The sequence below is a fragment of the Microcystis sp. BLCC-F210 genome, assembly GCF_042134685.1.
Lineage (GTDB): Bacteria > Cyanobacteriota > Cyanobacteriia > Cyanobacteriales > Microcystaceae > Microcystis > Microcystis aeruginosa_D.
In genome coordinates, this window is record NZ_CP169647.1 from 1,910,731 (window position 1) to 1,936,937 (window position 26,207).

General features: G+C 40.3%; 18 protein-coding genes and 6 pseudogenes. 8 read left to right on the top strand and 16 right to left on the bottom strand.

Going from position 1 to position 26,207, the window contains the following annotated elements; genetic code table 11:
* Positions 1–360: 360 nt before the first annotated feature.
* On the bottom strand, positions 361–2,070 hold the full coding sequence (locus tag ACE3JL_RS09185; protein WP_375329329.1) for a diaminopimelate decarboxylase family protein: 1,710 nt from the start codon (positions 2,068–2,070) through the stop codon (positions 361–363).
* A gap of 734 nt (positions 2,071–2,804) precedes the next feature.
* Between ACE3JL_RS09185 and ACE3JL_RS09190 the strand changes: the two are divergent.
* From ACE3JL_RS09190 to ACE3JL_RS09200, 3 genes and pseudogenes are all read left to right on the top strand, one after another.
* Positions 2,805–2,945, top strand: a pseudogene (locus tag ACE3JL_RS09190) (transposase); the annotation flags it as partial.
* Between the two features lie 28 nt (positions 2,946–2,973).
* Positions 2,974–3,399: pseudogene (locus ACE3JL_RS09195) on the top strand (hypothetical protein); the annotation flags it as partial.
* A gap of 537 nt (positions 3,400–3,936) precedes the next feature.
* The gene (locus ACE3JL_RS09200; protein ID WP_375329330.1) at positions 3,937–6,657 is read left to right on the top strand and encodes a valine--tRNA ligase; all 2,721 of its coding nucleotides are present in this window, start codon (positions 3,937–3,939) and stop codon (positions 6,655–6,657) included.
* A 170-nt stretch (positions 6,658–6,827) separates the two neighbouring features.
* On the opposite strand, the gene ACE3JL_RS09205 is transcribed toward ACE3JL_RS09200, so the two are convergent.
* Together ACE3JL_RS09205 and ACE3JL_RS09210 are read right to left on the bottom strand one after the other, a co-directional pair.
* Positions 6,828–6,950 carry a hypothetical protein gene (locus tag ACE3JL_RS09205; protein WP_002738230.1) on the bottom strand — a complete coding sequence of 41 codons (123 nt, stop codon included), beginning with the start codon at positions 6,948–6,950 and terminating at the stop codon, positions 6,828–6,830.
* A 722-nt stretch (positions 6,951–7,672) separates the two neighbouring features.
* Positions 7,673–9,373 (bottom strand): hypothetical protein, encoded by a 1,701-nt coding sequence (locus ACE3JL_RS09210; RefSeq protein WP_375329331.1) that lies wholly within the window; start codon positions 9,371–9,373, stop codon positions 7,673–7,675.
* Positions 9,374–9,646: 273 nt separating this feature from the next.
* On the opposite strand from ACE3JL_RS09210, the gene ACE3JL_RS09215 reads away from it, so the two are divergent.
* A complete protein-coding gene (locus ACE3JL_RS09215; RefSeq protein WP_375329332.1) occupies positions 9,647–10,861 on the top strand; it encodes an ISL3 family transposase in 1,215 nt (404 codons plus the stop codon).
* 14 nt (positions 10,862–10,875) lie between these two features.
* On the opposite strand, the pseudogene ACE3JL_RS09220 reads toward ACE3JL_RS09215, so the two are convergent.
* Positions 10,876–11,100 (bottom strand): annotated as a pseudogene (locus ACE3JL_RS09220) (ISNCY family transposase); the annotation flags it as partial.
* An 837-nt stretch (positions 11,101–11,937) separates the two neighbouring features.
* Here ACE3JL_RS09220 and ACE3JL_RS09225 point away from each other — a divergent pair.
* Positions 11,938–12,411 carry a transposase gene (locus tag ACE3JL_RS09225; protein ID WP_375329333.1) on the top strand — a complete coding sequence of 158 codons (474 nt, stop codon included), beginning with the start codon at positions 11,938–11,940 and terminating at the stop codon, positions 12,409–12,411.
* Positions 12,412–12,637: 226 nt separating this feature from the next.
* Here the strand turns inward: ACE3JL_RS09225 and ACE3JL_RS09230 are convergent.
* Positions 12,638–14,399, bottom strand: a pseudogene (locus ACE3JL_RS09230) (IS1634 family transposase).
* A 401-nt stretch (positions 14,400–14,800) separates the two neighbouring features.
* Here ACE3JL_RS09230 and ACE3JL_RS09235 point away from each other — a divergent pair.
* Positions 14,801–15,493: pseudogene (locus ACE3JL_RS09235) on the top strand (IS630 family transposase); the annotation flags it as partial.
* Positions 15,494–15,508: 15 nt separating this feature from the next.
* Here the strand turns inward: ACE3JL_RS09235 and ACE3JL_RS09240 are convergent.
* A protein-coding gene (locus ACE3JL_RS09240; protein WP_375327693.1) for an IS630-like element ISMae26 family transposase occupies positions 15,509–16,458 on the bottom strand; the annotation gives its coding sequence in 2 pieces (ribosomal slippage) (positions 15,509–16,116 and positions 16,116–16,458; 951 coding nt in all).
* 68 nt (positions 16,459–16,526) lie between these two features.
* Here ACE3JL_RS09240 and ACE3JL_RS09245 point away from each other — a divergent pair.
* Positions 16,527–16,835: pseudogene (locus tag ACE3JL_RS09245) on the top strand (transposase); the annotation flags it as partial.
* Positions 16,836–17,231: 396 nt separating this feature from the next.
* Here the strand turns inward: ACE3JL_RS09245 and ACE3JL_RS09250 are convergent.
* The 3 genes from ACE3JL_RS09250 to ACE3JL_RS09260 form a co-directional block, all read right to left on the bottom strand.
* Positions 17,232–19,076, bottom strand: a complete 1,845-nt coding sequence (locus ACE3JL_RS09250) for an AAA family ATPase (protein WP_375329334.1) — start codon at positions 19,074–19,076, stop codon at positions 17,232–17,234.
* An 83-nt stretch (positions 19,077–19,159) separates the two neighbouring features.
* Positions 19,160–21,061, bottom strand: coding sequence for an ArsA family ATPase (locus ACE3JL_RS09255; RefSeq protein ID WP_375329335.1), 1,902 nt, complete (start codon positions 21,059–21,061; stop codon positions 19,160–19,162).
* Positions 21,062–21,073: 12 nt separating this feature from the next.
* Complete coding sequence (locus ACE3JL_RS09260; protein ID WP_271988823.1) at positions 21,074–21,757, bottom strand: GvpL/GvpF family gas vesicle protein; 684 nt, start codon at positions 21,755–21,757, stop codon at positions 21,074–21,076.
* 92 nt (positions 21,758–21,849) lie between these two features.
* Between ACE3JL_RS09260 and ACE3JL_RS09265 the strand changes: the two genes are divergently transcribed.
* Positions 21,850–22,182: a gas vesicle protein gene (locus tag ACE3JL_RS09265; RefSeq protein WP_334311244.1), complete on the top strand. Its 333-nt coding sequence runs from the start codon at positions 21,850–21,852 to the stop codon at positions 22,180–22,182.
* A gap of 132 nt (positions 22,183–22,314) precedes the next feature.
* On the opposite strand, the gene ACE3JL_RS09270 is transcribed toward ACE3JL_RS09265, so the two are convergent.
* The 7 genes from ACE3JL_RS09270 to gvpN all read right to left on the bottom strand — a co-directional run bounded on the left by ACE3JL_RS09270 (position 22,315) and on the right by gvpN (position 25,926).
* Positions 22,315–22,578 (bottom strand): gas vesicle protein GvpG, encoded by a 264-nt coding sequence (locus ACE3JL_RS09270; RefSeq protein WP_271988820.1) that lies wholly within the window; start codon positions 22,576–22,578, stop codon positions 22,315–22,317.
* 14 nt (positions 22,579–22,592) lie between these two features.
* Positions 22,593–23,327: a GvpL/GvpF family gas vesicle protein gene (locus ACE3JL_RS09275; protein ID WP_271988818.1), complete on the bottom strand. Its 735-nt coding sequence runs from the start codon at positions 23,325–23,327 to the stop codon at positions 22,593–22,595.
* 15 nt (positions 23,328–23,342) lie between these two features.
* Positions 23,343–23,816, bottom strand: a complete 474-nt coding sequence (locus ACE3JL_RS09280; RefSeq protein ID WP_271988816.1) for a gas vesicle protein K — start codon at positions 23,814–23,816, stop codon at positions 23,343–23,345.
* A 91-nt stretch (positions 23,817–23,907) separates the two neighbouring features.
* Positions 23,908–24,117, bottom strand: a complete 210-nt coding sequence (locus ACE3JL_RS09285; RefSeq protein WP_271988814.1) for a hypothetical protein — start codon at positions 24,115–24,117, stop codon at positions 23,908–23,910.
* A 63-nt stretch (positions 24,118–24,180) separates the two neighbouring features.
* Positions 24,181–24,489, bottom strand: a complete 309-nt coding sequence (locus ACE3JL_RS09290) for a gas vesicle protein (RefSeq protein ID WP_334311243.1) — start codon at positions 24,487–24,489, stop codon at positions 24,181–24,183.
* Positions 24,446–24,856: a gas vesicle protein gene (locus ACE3JL_RS09295; protein WP_271988812.1), complete on the bottom strand. Its 411-nt coding sequence runs from the start codon at positions 24,854–24,856 to the stop codon at positions 24,446–24,448. Before ACE3JL_RS09295 ends, ACE3JL_RS09290 begins: the two co-directional genes overlap by 44 nt.
* Positions 24,857–24,885: 29 nt before the next feature.
* Complete coding sequence (gene gvpN, locus ACE3JL_RS09300; RefSeq protein WP_271988811.1) at positions 24,886–25,926, bottom strand: gas vesicle protein GvpN; 1,041 nt, start codon at positions 25,924–25,926, stop codon at positions 24,886–24,888.
* Positions 25,927–26,207: the final 281 nt, after the last annotated feature.

Below are 26,207 nucleotides of genomic sequence, written 5' to 3' on the forward strand. Positions count from 1 at the left end.
TTTTCTTTAGCTTCAATTATTAATATAACATCGGATCGGGGCTAGAAGTCTTTCTCTTAATTAAACTTTACATTGCCGGGGTCAAGGAAAAGCTTAGATGTTTTGACGCTTGACCGACCATAACTCTTATTATTCAAAAATTATGGCAGCAGTGACCTCAACAGTAGTCAAAGAAAGCGCAGAAGAATTAACTAACTCAACAGAACAAAGAAGCAATCACCGCTAGGGAAAAAGACAAACTGCCCCTAAAGCAAGAAAAAGCTCCCACCCTCAAGGTGATAGCTAAAAGTTGAGGGCATCATAGAAACACAGTGCCAAGGTGCTTGTGTAAATATCGTGAGCAAGGCAACGAAAAGAACTTTATAAGATGAATCGGAACGATCCCTTAAACTTCCCGTTGCCGAGGTCCCAGTGAGACAGGTGAGTAGTATGCTTATCCACAGGGAGGCTTGATTTGGGCGCTATATATACAACCAGTCTCAATGGCTGGCTGGTACGAATTATCGTGTCTGACTTCAAATATGTTCTTGTTCCCCAAACTGAAACATCTTTGGCCTGTTTGCCGACAAGATACAAAGCTGAAATTATTGTGGCATCCGAGGCGATGCGGACGGCGAATGGGATTGATATCGCCCCTAAAGAACTCTTCGCCTTCACCATGAACTGCAAAGTTCTTGGCGCTATGAGTTGGACTCTGGTAAATGCGTAGCCATCTGAAGATTCTCCCTGCTTGAGATAGTCACTGCTTAGTCTTTCAATGATATCGAGATCAATTTCATGATCTAGAACTTCTGAAGGGGGGTGCGTCGGCCTGGAAAATCCCAAGAAACTGTGATCAGCAAATACGTCCTCAGCAGCGTAAGCCGTTTCTATTTGACCCATTTCATCTATGGTTATATGCCCGGGCCCGTGAAACCCATTAAAGTGATTGCTTACTGAATAGCAATATGCTCCTGCGTGTTGGATTAACAATGGATCCCCAGGACTCTGGCCTTCTAAATTGGTCGATGGTAGCAATATATCGCCGGCAAAACAAAGTGGCCCTCCAATAGCATCGTTCCCTTGAGTAGGCAGGGTGCGATGATTGCGATCGATAATTTGGTGGCTCCATGAGAGGAGAGTCACCTTGATTAGCTGGTCGGAGCCAACATCAACAATAGCCCAACGTCTGCCCCGCATCTGCTTAAGCTCGCGGATACGAGTCAACAAGGCGACGGCATTACCAACCAGTGCGTGTCCAGGCTCGACTATGTACTCAATACCGGGTAACAAGTGTTTCTTTAATGCTTCTGTGTACTCTGGGATTGTTGGAAACTGTTGCCCGTCATGGAAGTCAATGCCAAGCCCACCGCCAAGATTTAGTTTTCTCATGCAATGATTCGAGCCGGCTTCGATTAAGTTTTTCAAATGATGAATAAACTGAATCGAATGACTAAATGCCGATACATTATCCATCTGAGTTCCAATATGGATATGCAAGCCAGCTATAGGTAGTTTGCAACTGGCCAGAACATCTGGCAATTCCTCGGATGGGATGCCAAACTTACTGTTGGGCGAGGCGTGAGAAACCAGATCCTGCCAATCAGTATTGTGGAAATATTCCACCGGTTTTTCTGGGTTAACCCGAACCAGCAAGCTCCCACTCCAATCCTTGCCATAAAGCTTATGTTGAAGATCATCTAATATAGCTTGGGAGTCAGCAACTACTGTTGCGCCTCCATTGAGGAGATCTACCATTAGCTGGCGGTCGGGTGCCGGACTGTTGTATGTGATCCGATTCAATGGGAATCCGCAAGAAAGGGCCAACTCAACTTCATATTTAGAAGAGCAGTCTGCGGAGCATCCCAGGGATGCCAGTTCATTCAGAATCGCCATCGACGGATTAGCCTTTACCGGGTAAGCAACCTGAGATGGACTGCCCACAAGCTCCACAAAGTGGGACAGGTTCCGGCGAAGCTGACCGACGTTCAGTATGTAGAGAGGAGACCCATGGCGTTTTGCTATCTCCTCGATGTCAATTGATCGCGTCCAAGTTTCCATAATCCCTTCTATAATCTCGCTTTTGTCCAACGCCTAGCATCACCCGCAAACAGCGATCAGTTTATCGATTCTCAGGTATTTCCCCCCACTACTTGGGACTGGTTGGAGAAGCATTGAACCCTAGCTGCAATTGCCTAACTCCCTTGTTCTCTACTCTAGGAAATATGAGCGTTCAGGTTGATCGCTGTTATCGTCGTTATGCCACCCTATCGAACCATACCAAGTAAGGAAGAACCTTTTTTTTTAGCTTCAATTATTAATGTAACATCGGATCGGAGCTAGAAGTCTTTCTCTATAATCAAAGTTTACATTACTGGGATTAAGGAGAGGCCTAGATGTTTTGACGCTTGACGATAATTAACCTCAGTTCGGTATCAGAAAAGGAGGGGGTGGTAGCCTGAAAAAATACAAACGATTCAGCACCCCCGTTCTACATTAGCCGAGTCCCGCCCTCTCGAACCGGTCATCGAGTTTTTCGCCACGCTCTGACGTAATATGAAAAATCACTTAGCGATGGCGTACTGCTAGGCAGTGGCTTCGACATTGCAATCAACTTATGGAACAGGGTCAGACGGAAGGCGATGTTAGTCCAAAATTATTTATTTTGAATTACCATTGTTGCACAAGTAATTATATTTTCTAAATTGTTATACTCATATCTTTGTTTTTCAATATAATTATCAAATAAATAATTTTTGTCTGGATATTTTATCGCTAAGTCTTGGCATTTTTGTTTAAGATAATTGAATTGCATTCATACTCATCATTTTGATAACCGAACAACCCAGAGAACAGTTGAAGGAATTAACAATAAACTGAATGTGATTAAAAGGAGAGGCTGTGGATTTAGAAACTTTAAAAACTTTAGTCTTAGATATTTATTAAATTGGCATTTTGCTAGTTGATTTTATATGGTAAGTTCGGAAAAACTAGAAAAATGAAAGACAAGAGTTTGAAAATCTGCGAAGACTTCTTAAAGTAGAAAGAAAGGGTAGTCGCGGGGATAAAACTTATGAAGAAACAGCTTACTATATCAGCGGTCACTGAGCCTTTACATTGAGCTTGTTGAAATGTGTCGAAGTGTAGCCTAACCGAATCCGCTCAAGTATTTGCCAAAATTATTCGCGGTCACTGAGCTTTTACATTGAGCTTTTACATTGAGCTTGTCGAAATGTGTCGAAGTGAGGACATTGGAAAATAAAAAATCAGTTACATTGGGTAAAAGATGTAATTTTTGAGGAAGATAAAAGCCAGATCAGGGATTTTCAAGCGGCAAGCAATTGGTCAATTCTCACAACTATAGGATTGAATCTTTTTAGAGGTTTGGGTTTTCTCTCAATAACAGAGGGACAAAGGTGATTAGCTGAACGTTGGGAAAAACTGATAGTTTTATCGACGTAAGAAGTAAGCAGAAAAATTAGCTAAATTAACAGGATGTACTCTCAGACAATTTCAAGAGAGATAGGCTTTTAGTGGCTTGATAACAAGCTTTATCAATCTATTCATAATAAATATTGGCAGAGGATTAAAGATTAATTGTTGTGACTAATTCTTTTAGTTAGAGAAAGATAAACTTGAGAATCTTCAGTCAAATTTATTAACTCAAAATCAGCTGTACTTAATTTAAATGAACCAACCCTACCTTAATAAGGGGGCATCTGAAAGTTTTTAATACCTACCTACCCATTGATTGACTCCCTCAATTGATTATAGCAATTATTATACTGATGAAATGCAAAATAATTACCAGAAATTAGCTATGTTTACCCCTGCAAAAGATAACAGCTATCTTAATAGGACTCTTGAAAATTTTTAGCCGGCAACTAAACAGGAATTTGATTTCTCCCAAATGTGGGACAATTGACAAAGAACTAAGAATTGTAGAATCCCCCCATCATGACCTCGGAATTATCGAAGCAATACGATCCCAAGATCACAGAAACGAAATGGCAGCAATATTGGGAAAATCAAGAAATATTTACAGCCAACCCCGAAAAAGGCGGCGAAACCTACTGTATAGTCATCCCCCCTCCCAATGTTACCGGTAGTCTCCACATGGGTCACGCTTTCGAGAGTTCCTTGATTGATACACTTGTTCGCTACAAGCGTATGACCGGCAAAAATACCCTCTGGCTGCCCGGCACGGATCACGCTAGTATTGCAGTACAAGCTATACTCGATCGCCAATTAAAAGCCGAAAAAACCGACCGTTATCAACTAGGAAGGGAAAAATTCCTCGAACGCGCTTGGCAATGGAAAGAAGAGTCCGGTAGTACCATTGTTAATCAACTGCGACGCTTGGGGGTATCCGTCGATTGGACGCGGGAACGTTTCACCATGGACGAGGGACTTTCCCATGCTGTTCGTACTGCTTTTATCAAACTCTATGAGGACGGATTAATCTATCGCGGTCAATACTTAGTTAACTGGTGTCCCGAATCCCGGTCGGCCGTTTCCGATTTAGAGGTGGAAAACAAGGACATTGAGGGAAATCTCTGGTATTTTCGCTATCCTCTTAGCGATGGTAGCGGTTATCTTCAAGTAGCCACCACAAGGCCCGAAACCATGCTCGGTGATACTGGTGTCGCTGTCAACCCGCAAGACCCCCGTTATCGCCATTTAATCGGCAAAACCGTCACTTTACCGATAATGGGGCGAGAAATCCCGATTATTGCCGATGAATTAGTGGATCCCCAATTCGGTACCGGTTGCGTCAAAGTTACGCCGGCCCACGATCCCAAGGATTTTGAGATGGGTAAACGCCATAATTTAGCCTTTATTAATATCATGAATTTAGACGGCAGTTTAAACGAAAATGCCGGAATATTCGCAGGTCAAGATCGTTTTGTTGCCCGCAAAAATGTCGTTAAAAAACTCGATGAAGACGGTTTTTTAGTTAAGATTGAAGCCTATCGCCATAGCGTCCCCTATAGCGATCGAGGTAAAGTTCCCGTGGAACCCCTTTTATCTACCCAATGGTTCGTTAAAATTGAACCTTTAGCCACAAAAGCTTTAACCTGTTTAGATCAGGAAAACTCGCCCCGTTTTGTGCCAGAAAGATGGACAAAAGTTTATCGTGATTGGTTAGTTAAACTAAAAGATTGGTGTATTTCTCGACAACTGTGGTGGGGTCATCAAATTCCCGCTTGGTATATTATCAGTGAAACTAACAACGAAATTACTAACCATACTCCCTTCGTCGTTGCTCAGGATGAAACCTCCGCTTTAGCTAAGGCCAAACAGGAGTATGGAGAGGATATAATTATTCAACAAGACCCCGATGTTTTAGATACTTGGTTTTCCTCGGGATTGTGGCCATTTTCGACTATGGGATGGCCAGAAAAAACCCTTGATCTAGACACCTATTATCCCACCACAACCCTCGTCACCGGTTTTGATATTATCTTTTTCTGGGTGGCCAGAATGACGATGATGGCGGGGTATTTTACGGGACAAATGCCCTTTAAAGATGTCTATATTCACGGTTTAGTTAGGGATGAAAACGGCAAAAAGATGTCTAAATCTGCCAATAACGGCATCGATCCCCTAATTTTAATTGATAAATATGGAACCGATGCTTTACGATATACCTTAATCCGAGAAGTGGCAGGAGCAGGACAGGATATCAGTCTGCAATATAACCGTAAAACCGATGAATCGGAATCCGTAGAAGCGGCCCGAAATTTTGCCAATAAAATTTGGAATGCTTCCCGTTTTGTGATGATGAATCTGGAGGGAAAAACCCCAGAAGAATTGGGAGAACCAGCTTTAGAAAATTTAGAATTAGCCGATCGCTGGATTTTATCTCGTTATCATCAAACAGTGCAAAAAACTAGAGATTATCTAGAAAATTATGGCATGGGAGAAGCGGCAAAAGGTCTATACGAATTTATCTGGGGCGATTTCTGTGATTGGTATATCGAGTTAGTGAAAACTCGTTTATGGAAGGATAAAGAATCGGTTTCCTGTGCTACAGCAAGGCAAACTTTGGCTTTTATCTTGGCAGGGACATTAAAATTATTACATCCTTTTATGCCCCATATTACCGAAGAAATTTGGCATAATTTAACCCAAGAAAATCAGCAGGTTTTGGCTTTAGAAACCTATCCAATAGCTGATAGTTCTCTGATCGATCTAGACTTAGAAAATACTTTTGAGTTATTAATAGAAAGTATTCGGGTGTTGCGTAATTTGCGGGCCGAAGCGGGGATTAAACCGGGGGCAACGATTACGGCAATTTTACAGACAGAAAACAGCCAAGAATTAGCTATTTTGCAACGCGGACAAGTGTACTTAAAGGACTTGGCCAAGATCGAAAACTTAATTTTGACGACCAAATTAACCGAGGAAGTCAATCAAGCGATCGCTGGTGTTGTCGCTACGGTAGAAATCCTCATCCCCCTGTCCGGATTGGTTGATATATCGGTATTGGCCGGGAAATTAGCGAAAAATTTAGCTAAAGTGGAAGGGGAAATCAAGAGTTTGAGCGATCGCTTGAATAAACCTAGCTTTGTCAAAAAAGCTCCCGAAGCTTTAATCCAAAAAACGAAGCAAGCTTTAGCAGAGTCCGAAAAACAAGCCCAAATTCTCCAAGAACGCTTAAAACGTCTGCAATAGTGCTTTTGTACTACCTAAGTCCAGTGGGCTAGAGCAAAGCTACTGCGATCGAGATTATCCCTTAATCCATTGACTTAGTTGTTCAAGTAGTTGAAGTTAAAGGAGAGGGGCTAACCTAGGGATGACTTTGGGGAACTTAAGCATCTCATAAACTTGCTCCTCTTAACTCCCTATCTAACTCGGACTCCTTGTCCAGCAAGTCTTTCAGGAGTTTTCTGCACCACTGGGTCAATTAAGTTAGCAATTTCAAATTCCGGCTCAATAACAATAAAGCTAACCTTGACTCGCTGCATCTACGACCAAAACCTTATTTTTTTCTGTCACATTTCTAAATAAACAATCAAAATGATGATCAACAAGGATACAGTCCTTTCTGGACAACAATTAAATATTTGTTCAGCGATTTGATTGAATAATTTTTCCTTTACAAAAATACAAGAATTATTATAAAGATTTAGATAAACAAGAAAAAATATAAAGTCTTATGAAGATTATTCAAGAATTATCTCAAAAGTCAACAATTGATGAGATTCTGTCCAGATAATTGGGGTGGTAGATCAACCTTATCCGAAACAGAGATTGTTGTCGAGAGTCGGAGAGAAAAGCAATGAATATCAAGGATACGTTACAGAATGTTGTCCAGTACCTAACAGACAGGGTAAGGGTATCTTAAAAATCCTTGACAAAATGAACTTTATGTGAGTTGCTTACCCAGATGACGATTCAGGCATATTTGAGGAGAATTTGCCATCTCAATTGTTAAACAAAAATCGACCAAATGGGTCGAGTTCGTAACTATTCTGATTGACTGGTATCACTTGAAATGCCCACACAATTGGCCAATTGTCAATAGGGTATGATACTAAATCCGTTTTTAATAGTACGATTAACTCCCAAGAATGATAAGGAGTAGCAAAATAAAAATGGTTTTTCGGTCACTCGATTGATTTCACTTGCAGTTCTATTGATTGCTAATCCTGCTACCAAAAAATTGATCGCCCGCAAAGGGAAATCGTTATTCCAGGGATTCTCGAAGATCACCGCCTCCCGATACGGTTTTCCAACCGATCACCAGAAAAATGATTAAAGCAACTATCGCCATAAATAAGCCGATCGGAGTACCGATCAGATCCCGGGCGAATTGTAAACTATAGTTAGTTTTTAGATCGGCATTTCCATCCCAAACTACCGTTTTTTCCGCACCGAGAAATAACAAGTGAATCCCCCGAGAAAGAACGAACTCTCCCACGATAGTGAAGAGAATTAACTGTTTCAGTCTCACGGGTAACATGGCCAGATATTCGGTAACGATCAAGAGCAACAGAACCACGATAGGAGTCATACTCTCGCCGATAATTCCCCCGCGATGAAATCCGGGTTGCAGGAAACAACCTCCCAAAAAACCGCTCGCGAGTACCGATACTAAAAATGATCTGGGAAACAAAGGTTTACCCTTAACTTTTCCGAAAACTCGTTTCCCGAAAACCGTCAGAAGGACGGCGCTCAGGGTTATCGTTATAGAGCCGGCTAAAACACTAAAATACAAGCGAAACCATGAATTCCACAGCCGATAGCGTAAGATGTTAAACTCGCCCCCCTCTCCGGGGCCTTTCTGGATTCGATCTTGAACCGCGTCGGAAAGTTCTAGGGGATAAACGGTAGACCACGCATTGTTGAAAGCATCGGAAATTCTAACGCTCGCGGTCGCCCCCCCCGTCGTTCCCATTGCCGTCTGGAAGATAGAAGCGAGACCGAAGTGAGAGATTCCCCATAAATACCAGGGAAGACACACGGCGATCATGAGGATTAATGGAAAAAATAACTGACGGACTACAAGAGCTAAATTTTTACGATTTACCCAGAGATTATCGATGATCGGGGCGATAACATAGAGTATAGCGGAAGGATGACTGAGAAAAGCTAATCCCCAACTAACTCCACAACCAATCCCAGAAAGCGAATAGACTCTTGTGCGGGGATTGTTTCTCAAGTCGAGATAGAAATAGATGCCGGTTAAGATATAGACCGTGGCCAATACCTTCGGCCAAGGGTAGGTGATTATATTACTCAAATAGGGACTGAAAGCCACGAGGAAAAAGGCTAACGGAATTAACGACGGACGCAGAAAGAGAGGGATTAGGAGGGTCAGGAATACTCCTGGTAAAATCGCAGTAATTTGATAAACCGCAAATGAATTTTCTAAAAGTGCCAGATAATAACTAGAAAATAGATTGAACAAAGGAGTTCTAGAAGTAACATTATAAGTTCCAAAGTAAACCGTATCGGTTTTCTGAAGTCCCAAAAAAATTTGAGCGATATCGAAGTGCATCCACCAATCCCCGTAGTAAAATCCCCCACTGTAAAGCACGACGAAGAATTGCATCCCTAGCAGGACGAGCCAGAACAAGATCGCTAGGTATAGCCATCTATAGTTTTCTCTTTCTTCCGCTTGCCACAATTGTCGCGTCAGTAACCATAGAGAGATAATAAATAAACCAGCCGTCGCTAACAGAAAAAAAGTTCTTCCAGAAAAGCCACAAAGAAAATTAACGAAAGCGATCGCCGATTGTAAAGCCATTCCCCAAGCACCAGCAAGGGCCATACATTCCTTGACGGTAAGGCGCGAGATCGCTCTCAGGCTAACATAGCCGAGGGTGAAAGTTAGGGTTAGCGAGATCGCCCCGAAAAAAAACAACTGTAAAAAGCTTATATTCACGATTAACTATTTACCTGAATCTATTTTAGTGACCCCATCTTTTAATACTATCGAAAAGTTGGGATTAAACCTCAACAAAATTAAAGAACTTCGGCTCTTCGGGAATTGTTATGCAAATAATTAACTTAAAATAAAATTCGATGAGAGTACCTAAGCTCAAAAGTAGCTGAAATCCATACAGGGAAGGACTTAAGGCACAAACAGGTTAATACCAAAAGATAGACAATTGAGTTAAGATTTGATATAATAGCCAAAAACTGGAGTATTTTACTTATGATACTTGACAAATTTTTGAACCTACAAGGAACCTGTATTCAAGGCTATCGACACCTAGAAAATATCGGTATAGTTTTCCAAATCGAATCGAAAAATAAAAAAGCAGCCTGTCCTCGTTGTGGGTTAGAGAGCGATAAACTTCACCAAAATCATCGACATTTAGTCAAAGATTTACCGCTCTCAGGTCAACCAGTGTACCTACAAGTTAATCGTCGTCAATTTAAGTGCGGTAATTGTCAGAAACCCTTTAGCGAAGAGTTAGATTTTGTCGCCAAGAAACGAACCTATACGAAAAGACTAGCCGAGAATATACTCGAACAATTAAAAGAAGGAGATATTTTAAATGTTAGTCGAAGAAATGACGTAACGGAAGAAGAGATTCAAAGAATGATAGAGGACATAGCTGAAGAAATTACAGAGACAGACCTATCGAAATTAAAAAGACTAGGAATTGACGAAATCGCTCTAGTCAAAGGACAAAAAAATTACTGTGCGGTTTTAGTAAATTTAGATACGGGAAAACTAATAGCTATTCTAGAGAAGCGAACACAAGAAGAATTGAGGAAAACGCTTACAGGGTGGGGAAAAGAGGTGTTAGAGCAAATTGAAGAAGTCAGCATAGACCTTTGGTTGCCCTATAAAAATTTGGTGAAAGAATTGATGCCATCGGCCGAGGTAGTCGCCGATAGATTCCATGTAATGAAACAAATTAATCAAGAGTTAGACGAACAAAGAAAAGCAGAAAAAAGAGCCGTAGAAGCGCAGAAAAATAAAAAACAGAAAGCGGAAAAAGAAGCGAAGCTAGAAGTTTTAAAGCGAAGTAAATATAGCTTGTTAAAAAATGAAAAAGATTTGACGGAAACCCAAAAAATCAAACTAGAAGCTATCAAAGAAAATTTCCCAAGTTTGAAAAAGATGCACGAGTTAAAGGAAGAATTGAGAAAGATTTATGAAACCTCAGAGAATCCGACAGAAGGACTGCTATCTATCTCAGAATGGTTGGCAAAATCCTCCAGTGTTTTTACCAAGAGTTGTCAAACAATCCGAAACTGGTTTGGAGAAATAATTAGTTATTTCGAGCAAAGGACAACGAATGGGGTGGTCGAGGGAATCAACAATAAACTTAAACTAATAAAACGGAGAGGCTATGGCTTTAGAAACTTTCGGAATTTTTGGGTTAGAAGTATGTTGTCTTGGCATCTTGTCTGTTGATTTAGCATAAAGGGTAACGAAGAGCCTCTTTCTTTTCCCTTATTGCTTTTCATTAAACGTTGATGGTCTAAAAAAGACGGCGACTGAGTAAAAAAGACTGAAAATGCAGCCATCACGGCATCTTTTATCTCATATTTTCTATTATTTCCAGGTTTCCTCTCATCGGGTAAATCATCTAATTCTTGATGTAAAAATTGCATTAATTCCGAAATTTCTAGGGTTGCCGCTTTTTGAGCCATCTTGGAATAATTTGACGTGCTGGTGGATTTCTATCTCACCCATTTTACCTTAGCTGACAATAATTATAAATTTTTATTTCCCTTGAATTCTGGCTCTTCGTTACTTGGTATGGTTCGATAGGGGGGCATAAATTGACTAAATCCTTATCTGGCAAAAGACTTAATTGATGAGTTCGCTCTAGATGAAAAACAATTGACAAAAATCGCCAAATGCCTTTCTATATAAGGGTTCCATCCCTTATAACCCCCGTCCATTGCATAAGACAAACCGAAGAGCCTGAATTCTCTATTCTAAAAACAGAACTATCTTCCTGATTTAACCCTGTTCGTTCTCAGCCAACCTCTTTGATTGCTTGAGTATTTATACTTAATTTGTCTAGCCAATTGTTTTTTTTATTGTTCGCCTCTTCTAGAAAATAGTTGCTTCGTACTATATTTTCCCTGCCAAAATCGGGGTTAATGCTCTATTTATTTCAAAATGAGAATTGCTGGTATTTGAAGCTACGTTGTGCTTATCTCAACGGCGATATTGCCTGAGTATTTTTACTCATTGCAAAACTGGGATGCTCCCAATTAATTCTTCAGCAATTCTCATTTTGAAACGATTTTGCGTTGTTTCAGCGATCTAGAGATTCGTTAAGAATTATTAACCCCTCTAGGTGCAAGGGTTTTAATGTCATGAAACCTTAAAATGAGAATTGCTGTTAATTCTTAGTTACACTCGTTTAAACGCAGAAATTGAGGCTTTTAAGACGATAGTGGGTTGGCGTTTATAGCGTTTCTGATTCACAAGAGGTACATTCCCGATCCTGAACAGCTTAATCAGCAAAGGTTTAAGTGTGCCGCACAGATGCGAGAACCGCTATATATGTCACAAATACTAACAAAGAACAATTATCTTTGACAGAAGCGGTATCAGCTTATCAAGAACAATGGCAACCAGAAAGGGGATTTCATCGTTTTAAAAAAGGTCGCTTATCTGCCTTACCCATTTATTTTCGAGACGAAGATAAGATTAAGGGGTTGATGTTTTTGTTAACGATTGCTTTAAGGGTTTTTACTTTGATGGAATTTGTGGTGCGTCGTCAATTACGTCAATCTCAATCTAGTTTGGCTGGACTCTATGACGGAAACCCTAAACGCAGCACTGACCGTCCTACGGCTGAACAGATGTTAAAAGCGTTTAGAAATCTCACTTTATCCGACATTCCGCACCCTAAGCTGTCACAGAGAGAAATTACGGAGAGAAAAAATCAAAGTGAGCATAAAAATAAACATAAGGAGCGAAAAAAGGCATTTGAGAAACAGTAAAGCACCAAAAATGGCATCAAAACCTATTCTCAATAAGGAGCAATAAGAATTAACACCACCTAGAGGACTCAACAGATAAATAAATGAAGAGATTCAAGAAACAAATCATAAGTTAGACTAATCAATTAAGGTAAAAAACGAAATTATAGACATAGTAAAATGGAGCTATAAATCAAAGAGATTAGCTCATCTTCACTTATAGAAATTAAATTGATAGAGATAATAATTAGGTGACTAATTGATAGTAACGTAAACAATCATCTGGTAAAAGACGCAAGATAAAATCTCTGTCCTTATTCCAATTAGAAATATGTTCCTCCTGATTGAGTGTAATCAAATGAATACAATGAAAGCATTGAAAAATCCAGCGTAAAGTAGGGGAATTAGTTGCTTTACCTAATTGATTTTTAATTGTTGATTTAGACTCTTTCAGAGCATTTCTAATTTGACGTTGAGCCAATGTATAAACCAAGAGACATAAACCCATAATCATTCCCATAGACTCTATTCTCTCAGGACTTTTAAGGAAAATACTATCGGCAAAAAATAATGGGTCTTTGAGAAAACCAAACCCCCGTTCACATGATTGTTGAGCTTTATATTCCCTGAGCATAGAATCATCACTAAGTTCCTGTGAATCTAAAACATTCGTAGCAATAATAAAACGTCCTGCACTCAGCAATTCTGTATTAATTTTACTTTCATCCTGGCAGACTGTAGCTGATATTTGGTAGGATATTTCATTGAGAGAATCTTTTTTATTAGATTTGGCTGGAGTAACCTTACTTTCGTTAATTTGGTGATATTTGAACTGGGTTGATAATTTTGATAATGCCTTGATAGCATCGGCTTCACAAGCAAATCTCTCTTGTGATAACTTTTTCAAATCAAGAACCGCTTTTGATTCGGCTTTGGTAATTTTTTGGGTGAGTTTACGCAGGTCTGATTCTCTTCTTTCTTGACTTTGTACTACTAACCATCTTTGTTCTATTCCTGCATAATTTTCCGTTTTTGATCCTAATTTATATCCTGGTATTGTACTATCAATAAATTCTGATTCTGGGATTGTTGATATTAATGATTTTGCTGTTTTTATGCTTAATGGTACTCGACATAACCACTGTAAATCTGACATCATTTTCAGGTTTGATTCTGTATATAATGCTGAGTCAGCAACAATGAGACTATTAACTTCTAATTGTTTTTGATATTCTACTGCTATTTGACCAAAACATGATGAGTCTGCTTGGTTTCCTGATGCTAGTTTTAAAAATATTGGGATGTCTCCATCTCCTGAACATATCCTTTCTATGATGAACTGTTTTAAGTCCGGCCGATGGTCACGAGAATAACCATAAGTGATGGTTATTTCTTTTGGTGATTTTACTGCTATTTCTTCTAATTCTTGGTTATTTCCTATTTTTTGACTCTCAAATAAGTAGTCGTGCAAAATAAATTTCCTAGTGAAGATAGGCAAAAGGCAAAAGGCAAGAGGCAAGAGGTGGTTAGATATGTGTAATTAATTTTGCTTAGGTACTTATTACTTCTGGTAAGCTAGTGTTATACTGCCCATGTACGTGCATTGATGATGAGTCTAGATGTGATGTTGATAGTGATACTCCAAATTTTTTGGCGGCTTTTACTGCGATGATAAAAAAGATTGTATCTAATCCTTTTATAAATAGTTTATCCATGACTCTCCCCAATTTATCGTCGTTGAGATATTCTGGTTTTACTCCTGTTCCTATTAGATGTTCACAGGCGATTGTTTCAAAATATTCGGGAAACATATATAAGGGTTTGGAAACAAATCCTAACCCGTTGATTATCATGGCTTTTACTACTTGACCTGCATTTACTTTTTCGTCTTTTTCGACTCCTATCAATTCGTTTATTATTTCTACTATTCCGATTGAGTCTATTATTCCTGCCACTATCCCTAGATGGTCTATGTTCTGAATTTCTATTTCTTGGGGTTTTAATTTCACAACAGATTCCTCCACTACTTCTATTGTAATCAATTATTTCTTGTTTTCTGAACAATTATTTTTTTCTCTTGAATTTTCTCTTTCTCGCTCCATACCCCTTTTAATGCTATATATTCTCATTAACCCTTTTAACCTTTGAATTAATTTTAGTTACTATGTACTACTTTGATGGCTTTTTTGATCTGTGACAGTTGAGGGTGCGGAATGTGGGCTTTAAGTACCTAAGCAAAATTAATTACACATATCTAACCCCCTCTTGCCTTTTGCCTCTTGCCTTTTGCCTATCTTTACTAGGAAATTAATTTTGCACGACTACTTATAAGTAGTCATGCAAAATTAATTACCCAAATAAAAAATTAAGAAGTATAATACATGAAAAAACGAAGTAGCAGGAAAATACAATGAGATTGATTAGAGACCTAAACCCCGAGAGCCAGAAAATGCTAGAGAGAATTTATCGAGCTAGTAAACATCATCAAGTAAGAGAGCGAGCGAAATGTATACTCTTAAGTTTTCAGGGAACCACGATAGAAGAATTGAGCGGAATATTTGGAGTTACGAGAAAGACCATCTATAATTGGTTGACGAACTGGGAGGATAGAAAACTAATTGGTTTTTATAATCGTCGAGGAAGAGGGAGAAAACCTAAATTGACAGAAGCCCAAGGTCAATAAGTTATTGACTGGGTAAAAGAAGAACCGAAAAGCTTAAAAAAAATCCAGATCAAAATTGTAGAAGAATGGAAATTAACCATAAGCAAAGACACGATAAAAAGACTAATAAAAAAAATCAACATGAGGTGGAAAAGGGTGAGAAGAGGGTTGGGCAAAACCCCTGATGAGTGGGAGCTTGAGGTCAAACTACCTATTTTAGAAGAACTCAAAAAACAGGAAAAAAGAGGAGAGATTGAGATAGGATATTTGGATGAAATGGGATGGGATTCAAAGCCTTGTATTCCTTATGCTTGGCAAGAAGAAAAAACCACGATAAAGTTACCACCAATTGAAGGTAAAAGACTAAATATTTTAGGAATAATGAAACGAGATAATCAATTATTTTATGAGACACAGGTCGGAACGGTTACTAGCGAGATATAGCAATTCTCTGACTTATGAGGTACAGTAGCAACAGTGAGTAAACCAATTGCGAATATCTTTTTGAGTAACTTCTAACATAGCCAATTCAATCCCTTCTATTAAGTCTTTGTAAGTTCTCGCCTTTAGTTTTCTTAACATCGCTTTGACTTTTGACCAAAAGTTTTCAATAGGAGAGAATTCGGGAGAATAAGGAGGTAAATAGATGAGTCTAGCTTTTTCTTGTTCGATTATTTCTCTGACCATTTCTCCGAGATGAATCTTGGCGTTATCCATGATCAGACAGTCTCCTTCTTTAATTTTTGGCAGCACTTCCTTCAGAATAAATCCTTCAAATGTTACCGCATCCACTGCACCGTATATGTTGACTGATGCGACAACTTTTTCTAAGCTTATAGCACTAATTATTGAAATATTTCTCCCTCTTTTTTGTGGTTTTCTTCCCCTAGCTCTTTGGCCAATTAAGGCTCTAGCATAGAGTCTCAAAAGGGCTAAATTTACCCCCGATTCATCGATAAAAATTAGTTTTGATGCCTCAATTTCCCGAACTTCTGACCAGTATTCCACTCTTTTTTGCTGTACCCTGTCACTTTCTTTTTCCGCCGCGTGTAGTGTTTTTTTTTGAAACTATAATTGAGTTTTTGCGTCAGCCGCCCCAAGGTGGCTCTACTGACTTTCACCTGTGTCTTTTCATACAGTAAGTCCGATAATTCTTCGAGAGTTGCATCATTGTTAGCTTCGATGATTTCTATTAAAATTATCAATTGTTCACTATTTAACTTGGTTGGCGGACTTCCCCCTTGCGGACGAGGACGGATATCTCCTGTTTCTTTATGTTGCTTCAATAACTTCTGAATAAAGCTTTTGGCCACGTCAAATCTCTGAGCTAGTCCTCGAATGGAAATTTTTTCTTTCTTCCAGACATCGATAATTTTTTGGCGAAAATCTACGGAATAGGGTCTCATAGGAAGCTGGTAAGTTCTATTATTTGTCTATTTGCTTTCCATTGTACCTCATAGCTCCAAGAATTGCTATAGTTATCAATTTTCTGGATAAATATTGCCAAAATATACAGAAAAAAACTGTCATAATAATTGACCAAGCTTCCATTCATACCAGCGATGCATTTATCGAGAAACTTGAGGAATGGGAAAAGAAAAACTTGAAAATATTTTGGTTGCCCACTTATTCACCTCATTTAAATTTAATTGAAATATTATGGAGATTTTTAAAATATGAATGGATTGAATTTAGCGCCTATAAAGACCGAAAGAGCCTCCTCGCTTACGTTAAAAAAGTGCTGGACAATTTTGGAGGCGAGTATGTAATTAATTTTGCCTAGGTACTTATATTGAGCGAGATGGAAAGACGGAAATCTCTTGTCTTAATGAGGTACAACAACAAATCTTGCGGTTAATGAATATTCCAGAATCCATTTATACGACTGACTTCTTTGCTGATGGATAAAAATGGGTCAGTAACGTTCGCTCAATCCTTTACGGGGTCAGCTTTTCAGCCATATTTTCGTTACCTGACCTCAAAAAATAAGCGAACGGTGAGTTATGACTGAAGCGATTTGCGCGTCTAGGAGAGGCAGTGCTTCTCCCTCTCTGCTGCCCCAGGAGAGTCCTCCCACAGAATCAATGCCACTGGCTGCTTGACAATCCCCCCCTGAACGCTTACAGGCTGGGTTTCCTGATTTAAGATTTCCCCCCTTATTTTGTAAGGGGGAAAAAAATCAATTGGCACGCTGTTCAATCAACAGTTGGTAAGCATGATTAAAATCAGCCGTTGTAATGCGAATATCAGCTGGGTCAGTCATTCCCTGATGGCGATAACGACGAATTGCCATCAGGGCCGCTTGGTTACATAATAACGCTAAATCTGCGCCATTCCAGCCTTCGGTTGCCTCGGCCCAATAGCCTAGATCCACATCCTCTAAAGGACGTTCATCATTGTGGACCCCCAGAATTGCTAAACGACTAGAGGCATTGGGCAAATCAACTTTTAACTGTAAATCTAACCGTCCCGCTCGCAATAAGGCTGGATCTAACGTATCTGGGCGATTAGTGGCTCCAATCACTAAAATCGTTGCCCCCGTTTGCAACCCATCTAACTCCGTGAGGATTTGTCCCACAACCCGGTCACTCACGCCTGAATCCCCACTATAACGACCTCTTGCCGGTGCTAAAGTATCAATTTCATCAATAAAAACCACACAAGGGGCTGCCTGACGAGCTTTGGCAAACAACTCACGCACCGCTTGTTCACTCGCCCCTACCCATTTACTCAAAAGCTCAGGTCCATTAATACTGATAAAATTAGCTCGCGCCTGAGATGCAACCGCTTTGGCCAATAAGGTTTTTCCCGTTCCGGGGGGACCCCAAAGTAAAATACCTTTGGGAGCTTGGGCTTTGGTTTGCGTATATAATTGCGGATGGAGTAATGCTCCTTCCACGGACTCCTGTAGGGTTTGTTTAATCTGTTCAAGTCCGCCAATATTGTCCCAGACCACATGGGGAGATTCCACCTCCACAGACCGCAATACCGCTGGTTTAACTTCTTTAAGGGCTTGCAAAAAGTCGGCTTGAACCACCGTCATTGTTTCTGGAATTCGCGAGTCAATCGTAGGAACCTGGCGCCGCAAAGCACTATAGGCCGCTTTCTGGCAAACGGCTTTTAAATCTGACCCGACAAATCCCACCGCATTATCGGCAATCAGATCTAAGGAAACTGATTCATCTAGGGGCATGGAGCGGGTGAGAATATGCAGGATCTCTAAACGGCCTTTCCGGTCAGGCACCCGAAAGAGAACTTCTCGGTCAAACCGTCCGGGACGACGGAGGGCAGGGTCAAGATGGTCAGGACGGTTTGTCGCCGCTAGAACAATCACCCCCTGGCTTTGGGCAAAACCATCCATTAAACCTAACAATTGGGCCACCAGTCTTTTTTCTACTTCCCCTTCAACTTTACTGCGATCGGGTGCCATGCTATCAATTTCGTCAATAAAAACGATACAAGGCGCATTCTTACTAGCTTTTTCAAAAATTCCCCGCAGTTTTTGTTCAGCCTCCCCATAATATTTGCTGATCACCTCTGGTCCGACTAAGGCAATATAGTTAACACCGAGTTCTTCGGACAAAGCACGAGCAGTCAGAGTTTTGCCGGTTCCAGGGGGTCCGACTAAGAGAACGCCGCGAGTAGGTTCAAGTCCTAACTTGGCCAACAAGTCAGGGCGTTTCAAAGGAATGGCAATTAGTTCTTTGAGCTCTTTGATCACTTCCGTCAAGCCACCAACATCTTTCAGGGAAGCCGTGGTCGGTCCTTCGCCCGGTGTCACACTTTCTTCAACCCCTGAATCGGTGGGGGATGAGCGATTGCGATTGACCTCAAAATCACCCCCACCAGAATTGCTCGGGCGAGAAACTCCTCCTGGACGGGGAATACCGCCAGAACGGGGAATATTACTCAAGGAACGAGAATTAAATTGCACTTCGGTTTTAATTTCCCCTTTCTCCAGTTTCTCTTCTAAGGTCTTAGCGAGTTCTACTAATTGCTCAAAGCCTTTGAATAATTCTGCCATAAAATTTCTCCTGAATCAATTGAAGGACGGGGATTGGGTAATAGATGGGGTTAAGAAGTCCGACTTGCTCAGACTAATTACCTTTAAAATAACAGATCTGCCGCGGCTTTTACCCGGGCTAGAGGTTCTACTGACCGGGGTAAACTGGCTAAGCGGATCAAAGTTTGCTCTGGGAATAAATCCCAATCAATTTCCTCATTAGCGTGATAACGATTCTGCACGACATAACGTTGATATACTCCCTTTTTTTTCAAAGATGCTGTCAATCGCAGTTGTTCGGCAACGATAGCATCTTGGGCTTGCAAAACTCCAATAAATTCTGTATGTTGAGAGTCTTTTAGTTTTTTCTGGGCATACATCACTTGTTGTCTTAAGGTTCGCAATCTTCCCATTAAATCTACACGCCCTAAGACATTTTGATACTTCATCCACAGCTTAAAAATCCAACTTAACCAATCTCCTAAAGCCGTTGGCATTTCTAAAAATCGCAGGAGATGACCAGTAGGAGCCGTATCTAAAATAATCAAATCTTGTTGTTTCTGGTCTAATAACTCCATCACTGTTACTAGGGACAACATTTCATCAATTCCTGGCAGAGATTGAGCGACAATTTGTCGCCAAGCTTCCGGGGTATAAGCTAGTTTGATGTTTCCTTCTTCCTTACCTTCACCACTAATCATTTCTGCCAATTCCCATAAATAATCATCCCGAAATTTTTCTAAAACGATATTAGCATCAACTTCTTGACCACTTAAGTTATCAGTTAATTGTGTGGATTGATGTCCTAACTTTATCCCAAAGGCATCTCCCAAAGAATGCGCTGGATCAATAGAAATAATTCTAATTTTTTGATCGGGATAACGGTCAGCTAACGCCCAACCAATCGCTGCCGCAACGGTTGTTTTTCCCACACCTCCTTTGCCACCAATGATAATTAGTTGGCGTTTATCGTCAATAAAATTACTAAAACTAGGCAGAACTTTTTGCGGCCATTCAATAGGAGGTGGTGCAATAAATTCTACTTGTTCGAGGATTTTAATTTGACTCATGATCTGATCTAATGCTTCACCTCCTAGGGGTTCTTTTCCTTGTTGAGGCAGAGTGAAAATTGTCTCTTGACCTGGAATTTTTAGGAATTTATCGAGGAGTTGCTGTTGCTCGCTATAACGATCTAAATTTTGATTAGGATCCGTTAGAATGCGATTGATAAATAAGCTGCCGCAGGGAATATTTAAGTGACGCAAACTATTGAGTAATCGTTCGGTTTCTAATAAACTCATCGGTTCAGCAATTGCTACAATTAAACAAAGGGTAAAATCCCTATTTTGTAGGAGTTGCTTGCCTTCGGTTAATTCTGATTTTGTCTTGACTAAAAAGTCATCTACATCATCGGCATTATAGGTTTTTGAAAAGGTTTGCGAAATAACACGATGTTTTTCTTGAAACAACTCTAAAGAATTGAGGATAATCTCTAAAAAGTCTTTAATTTCCAATAAATTCAAGGTATGACCAGAGGGAGCCATATCAACAACAATTCGATCTACAACATTCTCTATTAGTAATCGTTGAATTTCTAATAGACCCATAATTTCATTTAAACCTGGCCAGTCTAAATCCCAAACAGGAGTTAAATCTTCTCCTTCAACAAAACTGCCACGTTCTACCAAAAGTTCTAAAAATCTTCCGTATTTTTCTTTAAACTCTAAAAGCAATTTTTCCGCATCTAATGCCCTAACTTTTAAGTTGGGTAAGTCTTCTACAGGTGATGCTTCATCGCTAACTTCTGTTTGCAATACATCCCCTAAAGAATGAGCAGGATCGGTTGAAATTAATAAGATTTGTTCCTCGGGAAATAATTTAGCCCAACGGCGAGCAAATCCACAGGAAAGAGTGGTTTTTCCCACTCCTCCTTTGCCGCTAAACATAACTAAATGTCGAGTGTCATAACGACTTAGAGAGTTATTTACCAAGTTAAAGTTAGTCATAGATCAATCAAGTTAAGTAAAGTGATAGGGGGGAGAAACTTGTCCTAATTGTAATTGCCAACGGGGGCAAGCTTTCTGCCAATGCAAGACTTGCTCGATTAGTAAAGTTTCTTCTTGAAAATTAACTAAAAGATAAATTCGTGATTCTGTCCCCGGAGCAGTAATAATCCTCGTTGACGGATAGCCTTGGGTGATCAAATTCACGAGATTTTGCCATTCTGAACCCTGCAAAGTATAAAAATCCTGTTGGGCTTCATAATGCTGTTTTTTAGCTAAAAAATATTGTCTCCCCCTGCTTTCAGAAGAGACTACAGGCTCCTCTAGCTGACGGGGAATACATTTTAAAAGATATTCTCCTTTTTCCTCAAGTTCTTCAATTTTTTCTTGATATTCTTGAGCATGAGAACAAAGATGAGTCAGTAAATTTTCTGCCTCTAAAAAAGATGTACCAAAACGTAAGGGTAAAATAGTGGTTTGTTGAAATAATTCACAGATGACTCGATCATGACATACAACGGATTGAATCAAGCGTTCATCATCATTTTGTAAAGTGTCCAAACAAACTTCGGGTTCAACTACGGCTGATATATCTCCACTGGTTATCAGTAACAATGGGTTAGCCATTCCAACTGGCAATTTTAGGCTTTCTGTGGGGGCTTTCAAAAAAGCATAAGTATATAGATTGTGCAATTTCATAGGGTTTACCAAAAGAAAATTGACGATTTTTTACAAATTTTTATATGGGGGCGTTGATATGCTAGAATATTCTAAGTTATTCAGGGATTGTTATGACAACCACTCGTCCACCCAGACCAACTAGATCTAAAATTAGCACCATGCCTCGGAAACAGTCTGAAGCAGATCACCAACTTGAGCTTTATAAGTTAATCACTGAAAAACAACGTATCCAAGAAAAATTAGAAATGATGGAGCGGCAGATTCAGCAGTTAAAAAGTCGTCTGACATCTGTGACAGCTCAAATTGAGACCACAGAACAAAGTATTCAAAATTTGCGTACAGCCAATCCTCCTAGTGTAGCTAAAAAACCTGATTCCCCCAAAACTGTTGCTCACTCCTCTAATAATTCTAGTAATTTCCAAGCCTTTTACCTAGAATATTAAGGCTTAATCAAGGGCTAGTTTTGACCGAGCTTCAACGAGTTCTTGAGCTTGTCACAGCCCGCCCTTATTTTTTCCATGGGCTATGGAGTGGGAAAGACTACCAGTTCTGAACATGGGAAGTATAGAGAAATCTTAGAGAGAAGATTCAGATTCATTTTCTGCCTCCTCCTCTTCTTCTAAGGCTTGAATTTTTAGTAAAAGTTCTTCTTCCCGAATTTCAAACTCTTCTTCAGAAATATTGCCCATATCGTAAGATAGTTGTAACGATAATAACAATTTGTGCAAATTTTCAGCCTCATCATATTCTATATTTGCACGCTCTTGAATTTTCTCCCCAATCCAGATCAGTCCCCCGATGGGACCGGTAACAGGAAGAAGTAAAAGATCGAGAAACATAACTAATACTCTCCTTAGATAAGTTGGGCAAAGGTATAGGGTGCAGTTAAATTATTATAGCGGATTCTTAGGCGATCACCAAACTGCTGATCGATCGCTTCAACGTTTTGGCTAAATTCTGGCTCTTGATCCCAGGGAATTAAATAAGCTGCATTGTAAATCATGTCATCCGTCATCGGATCGCTTTCAATCACCTCTTGGGCCCGATGATTTAACTGATCTCTAAAGACTTGAATAATGTCCTGTTTCCGTTGCAATACAGTGGCTTCGATGAGTTGACCTATATGGATAATTTCTTCCATATTTAAGTTTTTCCCCATCATCGCATCCCGTTCTTGCTTTAACTTCGGATTAGACTCCAAAGCCGCTTGTAATTCCCACTGATTATCCCAAAAAATCTTAATGCTAACTTCTCGCTGGCCCGACAGTTTAGCAAATAATTCTTTCAGTTGTATCTTATAGGGATTAATTAATTGTTCGTTGACGGATTCCCACGTTTTGATAACTAATCCAAACCGCAGAGGCAACAACGTTGTTAACCCTGCTTCCATGACAGTTTCTAACACTTTCTCGTGGCAAATCAAATAGCGACGGGATGCCAAATACTTCTCTTTATGAGCAGCGGAGTAGAGAAAACTAAAACCATCAATCACCTCGCTGTGAACTGGCTCATTATCAATCCCCTGCAAAACCAGTCCTTCAGGAAGCGGTTCGGGAAATATGCCATATAAATAAAGACCCACTGTCATCAGTATTCTCCCAAATTAAACCGGCTGAGAAGTTAAAACCAAACGAAGCTTTAGATGAATTAGATCTAGTTGAGCTAAACCCAGATCAACATTTCCTTCCACAACAACCCCCGTACTGAGGAGTCTATCCACTAATTCTAACACAGAAGGCTTAATACCCTCCTTTCCAGGATAATAACTCCCCGCTTCTGGTAAAAGAGTGCCAAACTCTCCTAGGTGGACATTCAAATCTTCTGGCTCAACTTCAAAAATTTCACATAAATAGAGAATTTGTTCTTGCAATTTTTGAATACTTTCTGCAGCTCTATCTAAATCAGACTCACTGAGAACCCCTTTCTCCATCCGGCGAATGATTTGGGCTTCGAGCAGTTGGCGTACCAGTTCCACAACAGTTAACAGTAAAGGGGCTAAACCGGCTTGGCTATTACTTTCTGGACTGGTCAGCAAGGCTTGATTATCAGAATCGTAAGGTGTGCAAGCAAGGGTCATGGTTGGAGTTGGTAAATTAGTAGTTTTTGACGGTGAGTCCCTAGGGGGGAGTTTGGCCAAGAAATTTTATCTGAGGGAAAAAATTATGTAATTAAACAATCTTAACTTTTGCCCGCCCTGTCACGATCCCAGTGACTAATTTCCTCACAGGAGGAATATGCTTGATTATTTTAACTGGCATCATGGCCTTCGATTGGGTTAGGCATTTTAAGGCTTGAAGTTCAGCTGCTGGGGTTTCTGCTAATAAGGCTTGGGATTGGCTATAGAGATAGGAGTTGCTTTCCCACCAATTGGTTGCCATCTCCCTTGCTCTATCAACAGAGGCAATCGTTAACTGCTGTAAACTTCTTGACCATTTGAGGACTCAAGGAAGGAATTTCAATGTATATAAGGAATGTGCCTGATCTTTGGGACTGTTATCACGGCTCTCCATTGCACTCCATTTGGTTAAGGATTTTAAGGTTTGAAGTCGGCGTGAAAGTTCCAGGTTTTCTGCGAACAGAGCTTGGCATTGGCTAGGGAGGTAGGGATAACCTTGCAAGCCGTTAATCGCAGTTTCCCTGGCTTTATCAAGGGGGGCAATCGTCTCGTGTAAACTTCCTAACCTTTGAGGGTTCAAGTGAGGAATTTCACGCATCTGAGGGATGTGCTTCATTGTTCGGACTGGTATCATAGCTCTCCATTGCAGTCAATTGGGTTAAGGATTTTAAGGTTTCAAGCTCGGTTTCCAGGGTTTGGAGTCGGAGTGAAAGTTCCCGATTCTCTGCTAGTAAAGCTTGGGATTGGCTATGGAGGTGGGGATCACCTTCCCACCAGTTGATTCCCATTTCCTTGGCTTTATCAACAGAGGCAATTAACAAACGAATGCGGATATTTAAAAGTTCAGTGGAGGCGATCGAAACTGAAATATCGCCAGCAATCACAATTCCCTTATCTAAAACTCGTTCAAGGATATCAGCTAAACTCGAACCTTGAGTTGCTGTTTTTAGGGAATTGCTTGATTGGTTTTTGAGCGAGCCAGCAAAAGTGGAAGAAGTCACGGTTGGTTTCACCCAATAAGAGTATAAAACTAATCTTTTTGCTTCAGCAAGTTCGTTCGAAGTAAAGATTGAATGGTTTTTAACGACTGATTTCCTGTCACAGGCTCAGAAGTTGACGCTTGGACATCGGAAGGCTCCTCTTCCTCTACAACGGATAAGGATTCTACCGGATTGTTGTCGAGGATTTCCCATAAAATAGCTCTTGAGCTATCAATAGGTAAGCTTGTGCGGGACAGGAGAACATCCTCGCAGATATCACGGAAGTCCGCATCAGCGGAGTCGGCCACAATATCGTGGGAGGCACAGACTTTAGCAATCATTAAACAGGAACGCAAACCTGACGTTTTTTCAGCTGCAGTTTTCAAACGAAAGGTTTTGACGAGGTTGACAATAAATAAAGCATCTTCTCGACCAATCCCCGTTTTTTGGGCAAGAATTTCTGTCTGAGTCAGTTGATCTGGTTCAGGCATATTGATAGTTACCAACCGATCCATTAAAGCATCTTGGGTGGCATGAACCCCACAGTATTCTTCTGGGTTGGAGGTGAAAATTGCCCGAAACTGAGAATTGACCTGTAGGTAATCGGGTTGATGGCTAGTGGGGGGCAGGGTGAGAATTTTTTCTTCCAAGGCAGACAGTAAAACGTTGTTGACCTCGGGTCGAGAACGATTGAACTCATCATAAACTAGGGTAAACCCCTCTCGACAGGCCATTGTTAAGCGAGAATCCACCCAATTGTGTTTTAGCTCGTCTTCAACCTTGAGAACGCTGTGGATGTAGTTATCCATCAGTTTTTTGTGGGTATAACCAGACTGGCTACCAATTAAATCAGAACTGGTAAAGTCATCATCGCCAAAGATCAGCATCACAGGTCTGGCTAAACAATTGGCCAAGTGCATTGCCAAGGTGGTTTTTCCCGTTCCTGCTGGACCACATAGATGGACGGAAAAACCAGCGTTTAGATAACGTAAGGCGCGAGTGGCAATTTGATCAATCGAAGGCGTAACAACAAATTGACCAGGGCGAAGGCAGAGGACGGCTCTTCTTGTTTGAGTTTCAGTAACTGTCATAGTTGAAATCTAGTAAATACCATTGATAATCCCCGCTTTGGGCGGACGGGTGTTCTTGAGCTAACAATTGCTCGTTTAAATCTACCTTTAATCACCGAGTAGGCGACGATATTGTCACCCGAATTTTACGACAGGTTTAATCGTCTTTGGCTTTTAAGGCTAACCTCACAATATATAATATATACCAAAAGATCAGGAATTGTCATCAATTAGCTTTATAACCTTAATTCTGAAGGTATTTTTAGGACATTCATCAGTCGAGGGGCTAAGAGTCCAAAATT

Coding starts and splice junctions, on each gene's coding strand:
- ACE3JL_RS09200 (WP_375329330.1), top strand. CDS start 3,937: ATGACCTCGGAATTATCGAAGCAATACGATCCCAAGATCACAGAAACG.
- ACE3JL_RS09205 (WP_002738230.1), bottom strand. CDS start 6,950: ATGCAGCGAGTCAAGGTTAGCTTTATTGTTATTGAGCCGGAATTTGAA.
- ACE3JL_RS09215 (WP_375329332.1), top strand. CDS start 9,647: ATGATACTTGACAAATTTTTGAACCTACAAGGAACCTGTATTCAAGGC.
- ACE3JL_RS09250 (WP_375329334.1), bottom strand. CDS start 19,076: ATGGCAGAATTATTCAAAGGCTTTGAGCAATTAGTAGAACTCGCTAAG.
- ACE3JL_RS09255 (WP_375329335.1), bottom strand. CDS start 21,061: ATGACTAACTTTAACTTGGTAAATAACTCTCTAAGTCGTTATGACACT.
- ACE3JL_RS09260 (WP_271988823.1), bottom strand. CDS start 21,757: ATGAAATTGCACAATCTATATACTTATGCTTTTTTGAAAGCCCCCACA.
- ACE3JL_RS09265 (WP_334311244.1), top strand. CDS start 21,850: ATGACAACCACTCGTCCACCCAGACCAACTAGATCTAAAATTAGCACC.
- ACE3JL_RS09270 (WP_271988820.1), bottom strand. CDS start 22,578: ATGTTTCTCGATCTTTTACTTCTTCCTGTTACCGGTCCCATCGGGGGA.
- ACE3JL_RS09275 (WP_271988818.1), bottom strand. CDS start 23,327: ATGACAGTGGGTCTTTATTTATATGGCATATTTCCCGAACCGCTTCCT.
- ACE3JL_RS09280 (WP_271988816.1), bottom strand. CDS start 23,816: ATGACCCTTGCTTGCACACCTTACGATTCTGATAATCAAGCCTTGCTG.
- ACE3JL_RS09285 (WP_271988814.1), bottom strand. CDS start 24,117: ATGGCAACCAATTGGTGGGAAAGCAACTCCTATCTCTATAGCCAATCC.
- ACE3JL_RS09290 (WP_334311243.1), bottom strand. CDS start 24,489: ATGATACCAGTCCGAACAATGAAGCACATCCCTCAGATGCGTGAAATT.
- gvpN (WP_271988811.1), bottom strand. CDS start 25,926: ATGACAGTTACTGAAACTCAAACAAGAAGAGCCGTCCTCTGCCTTCGC.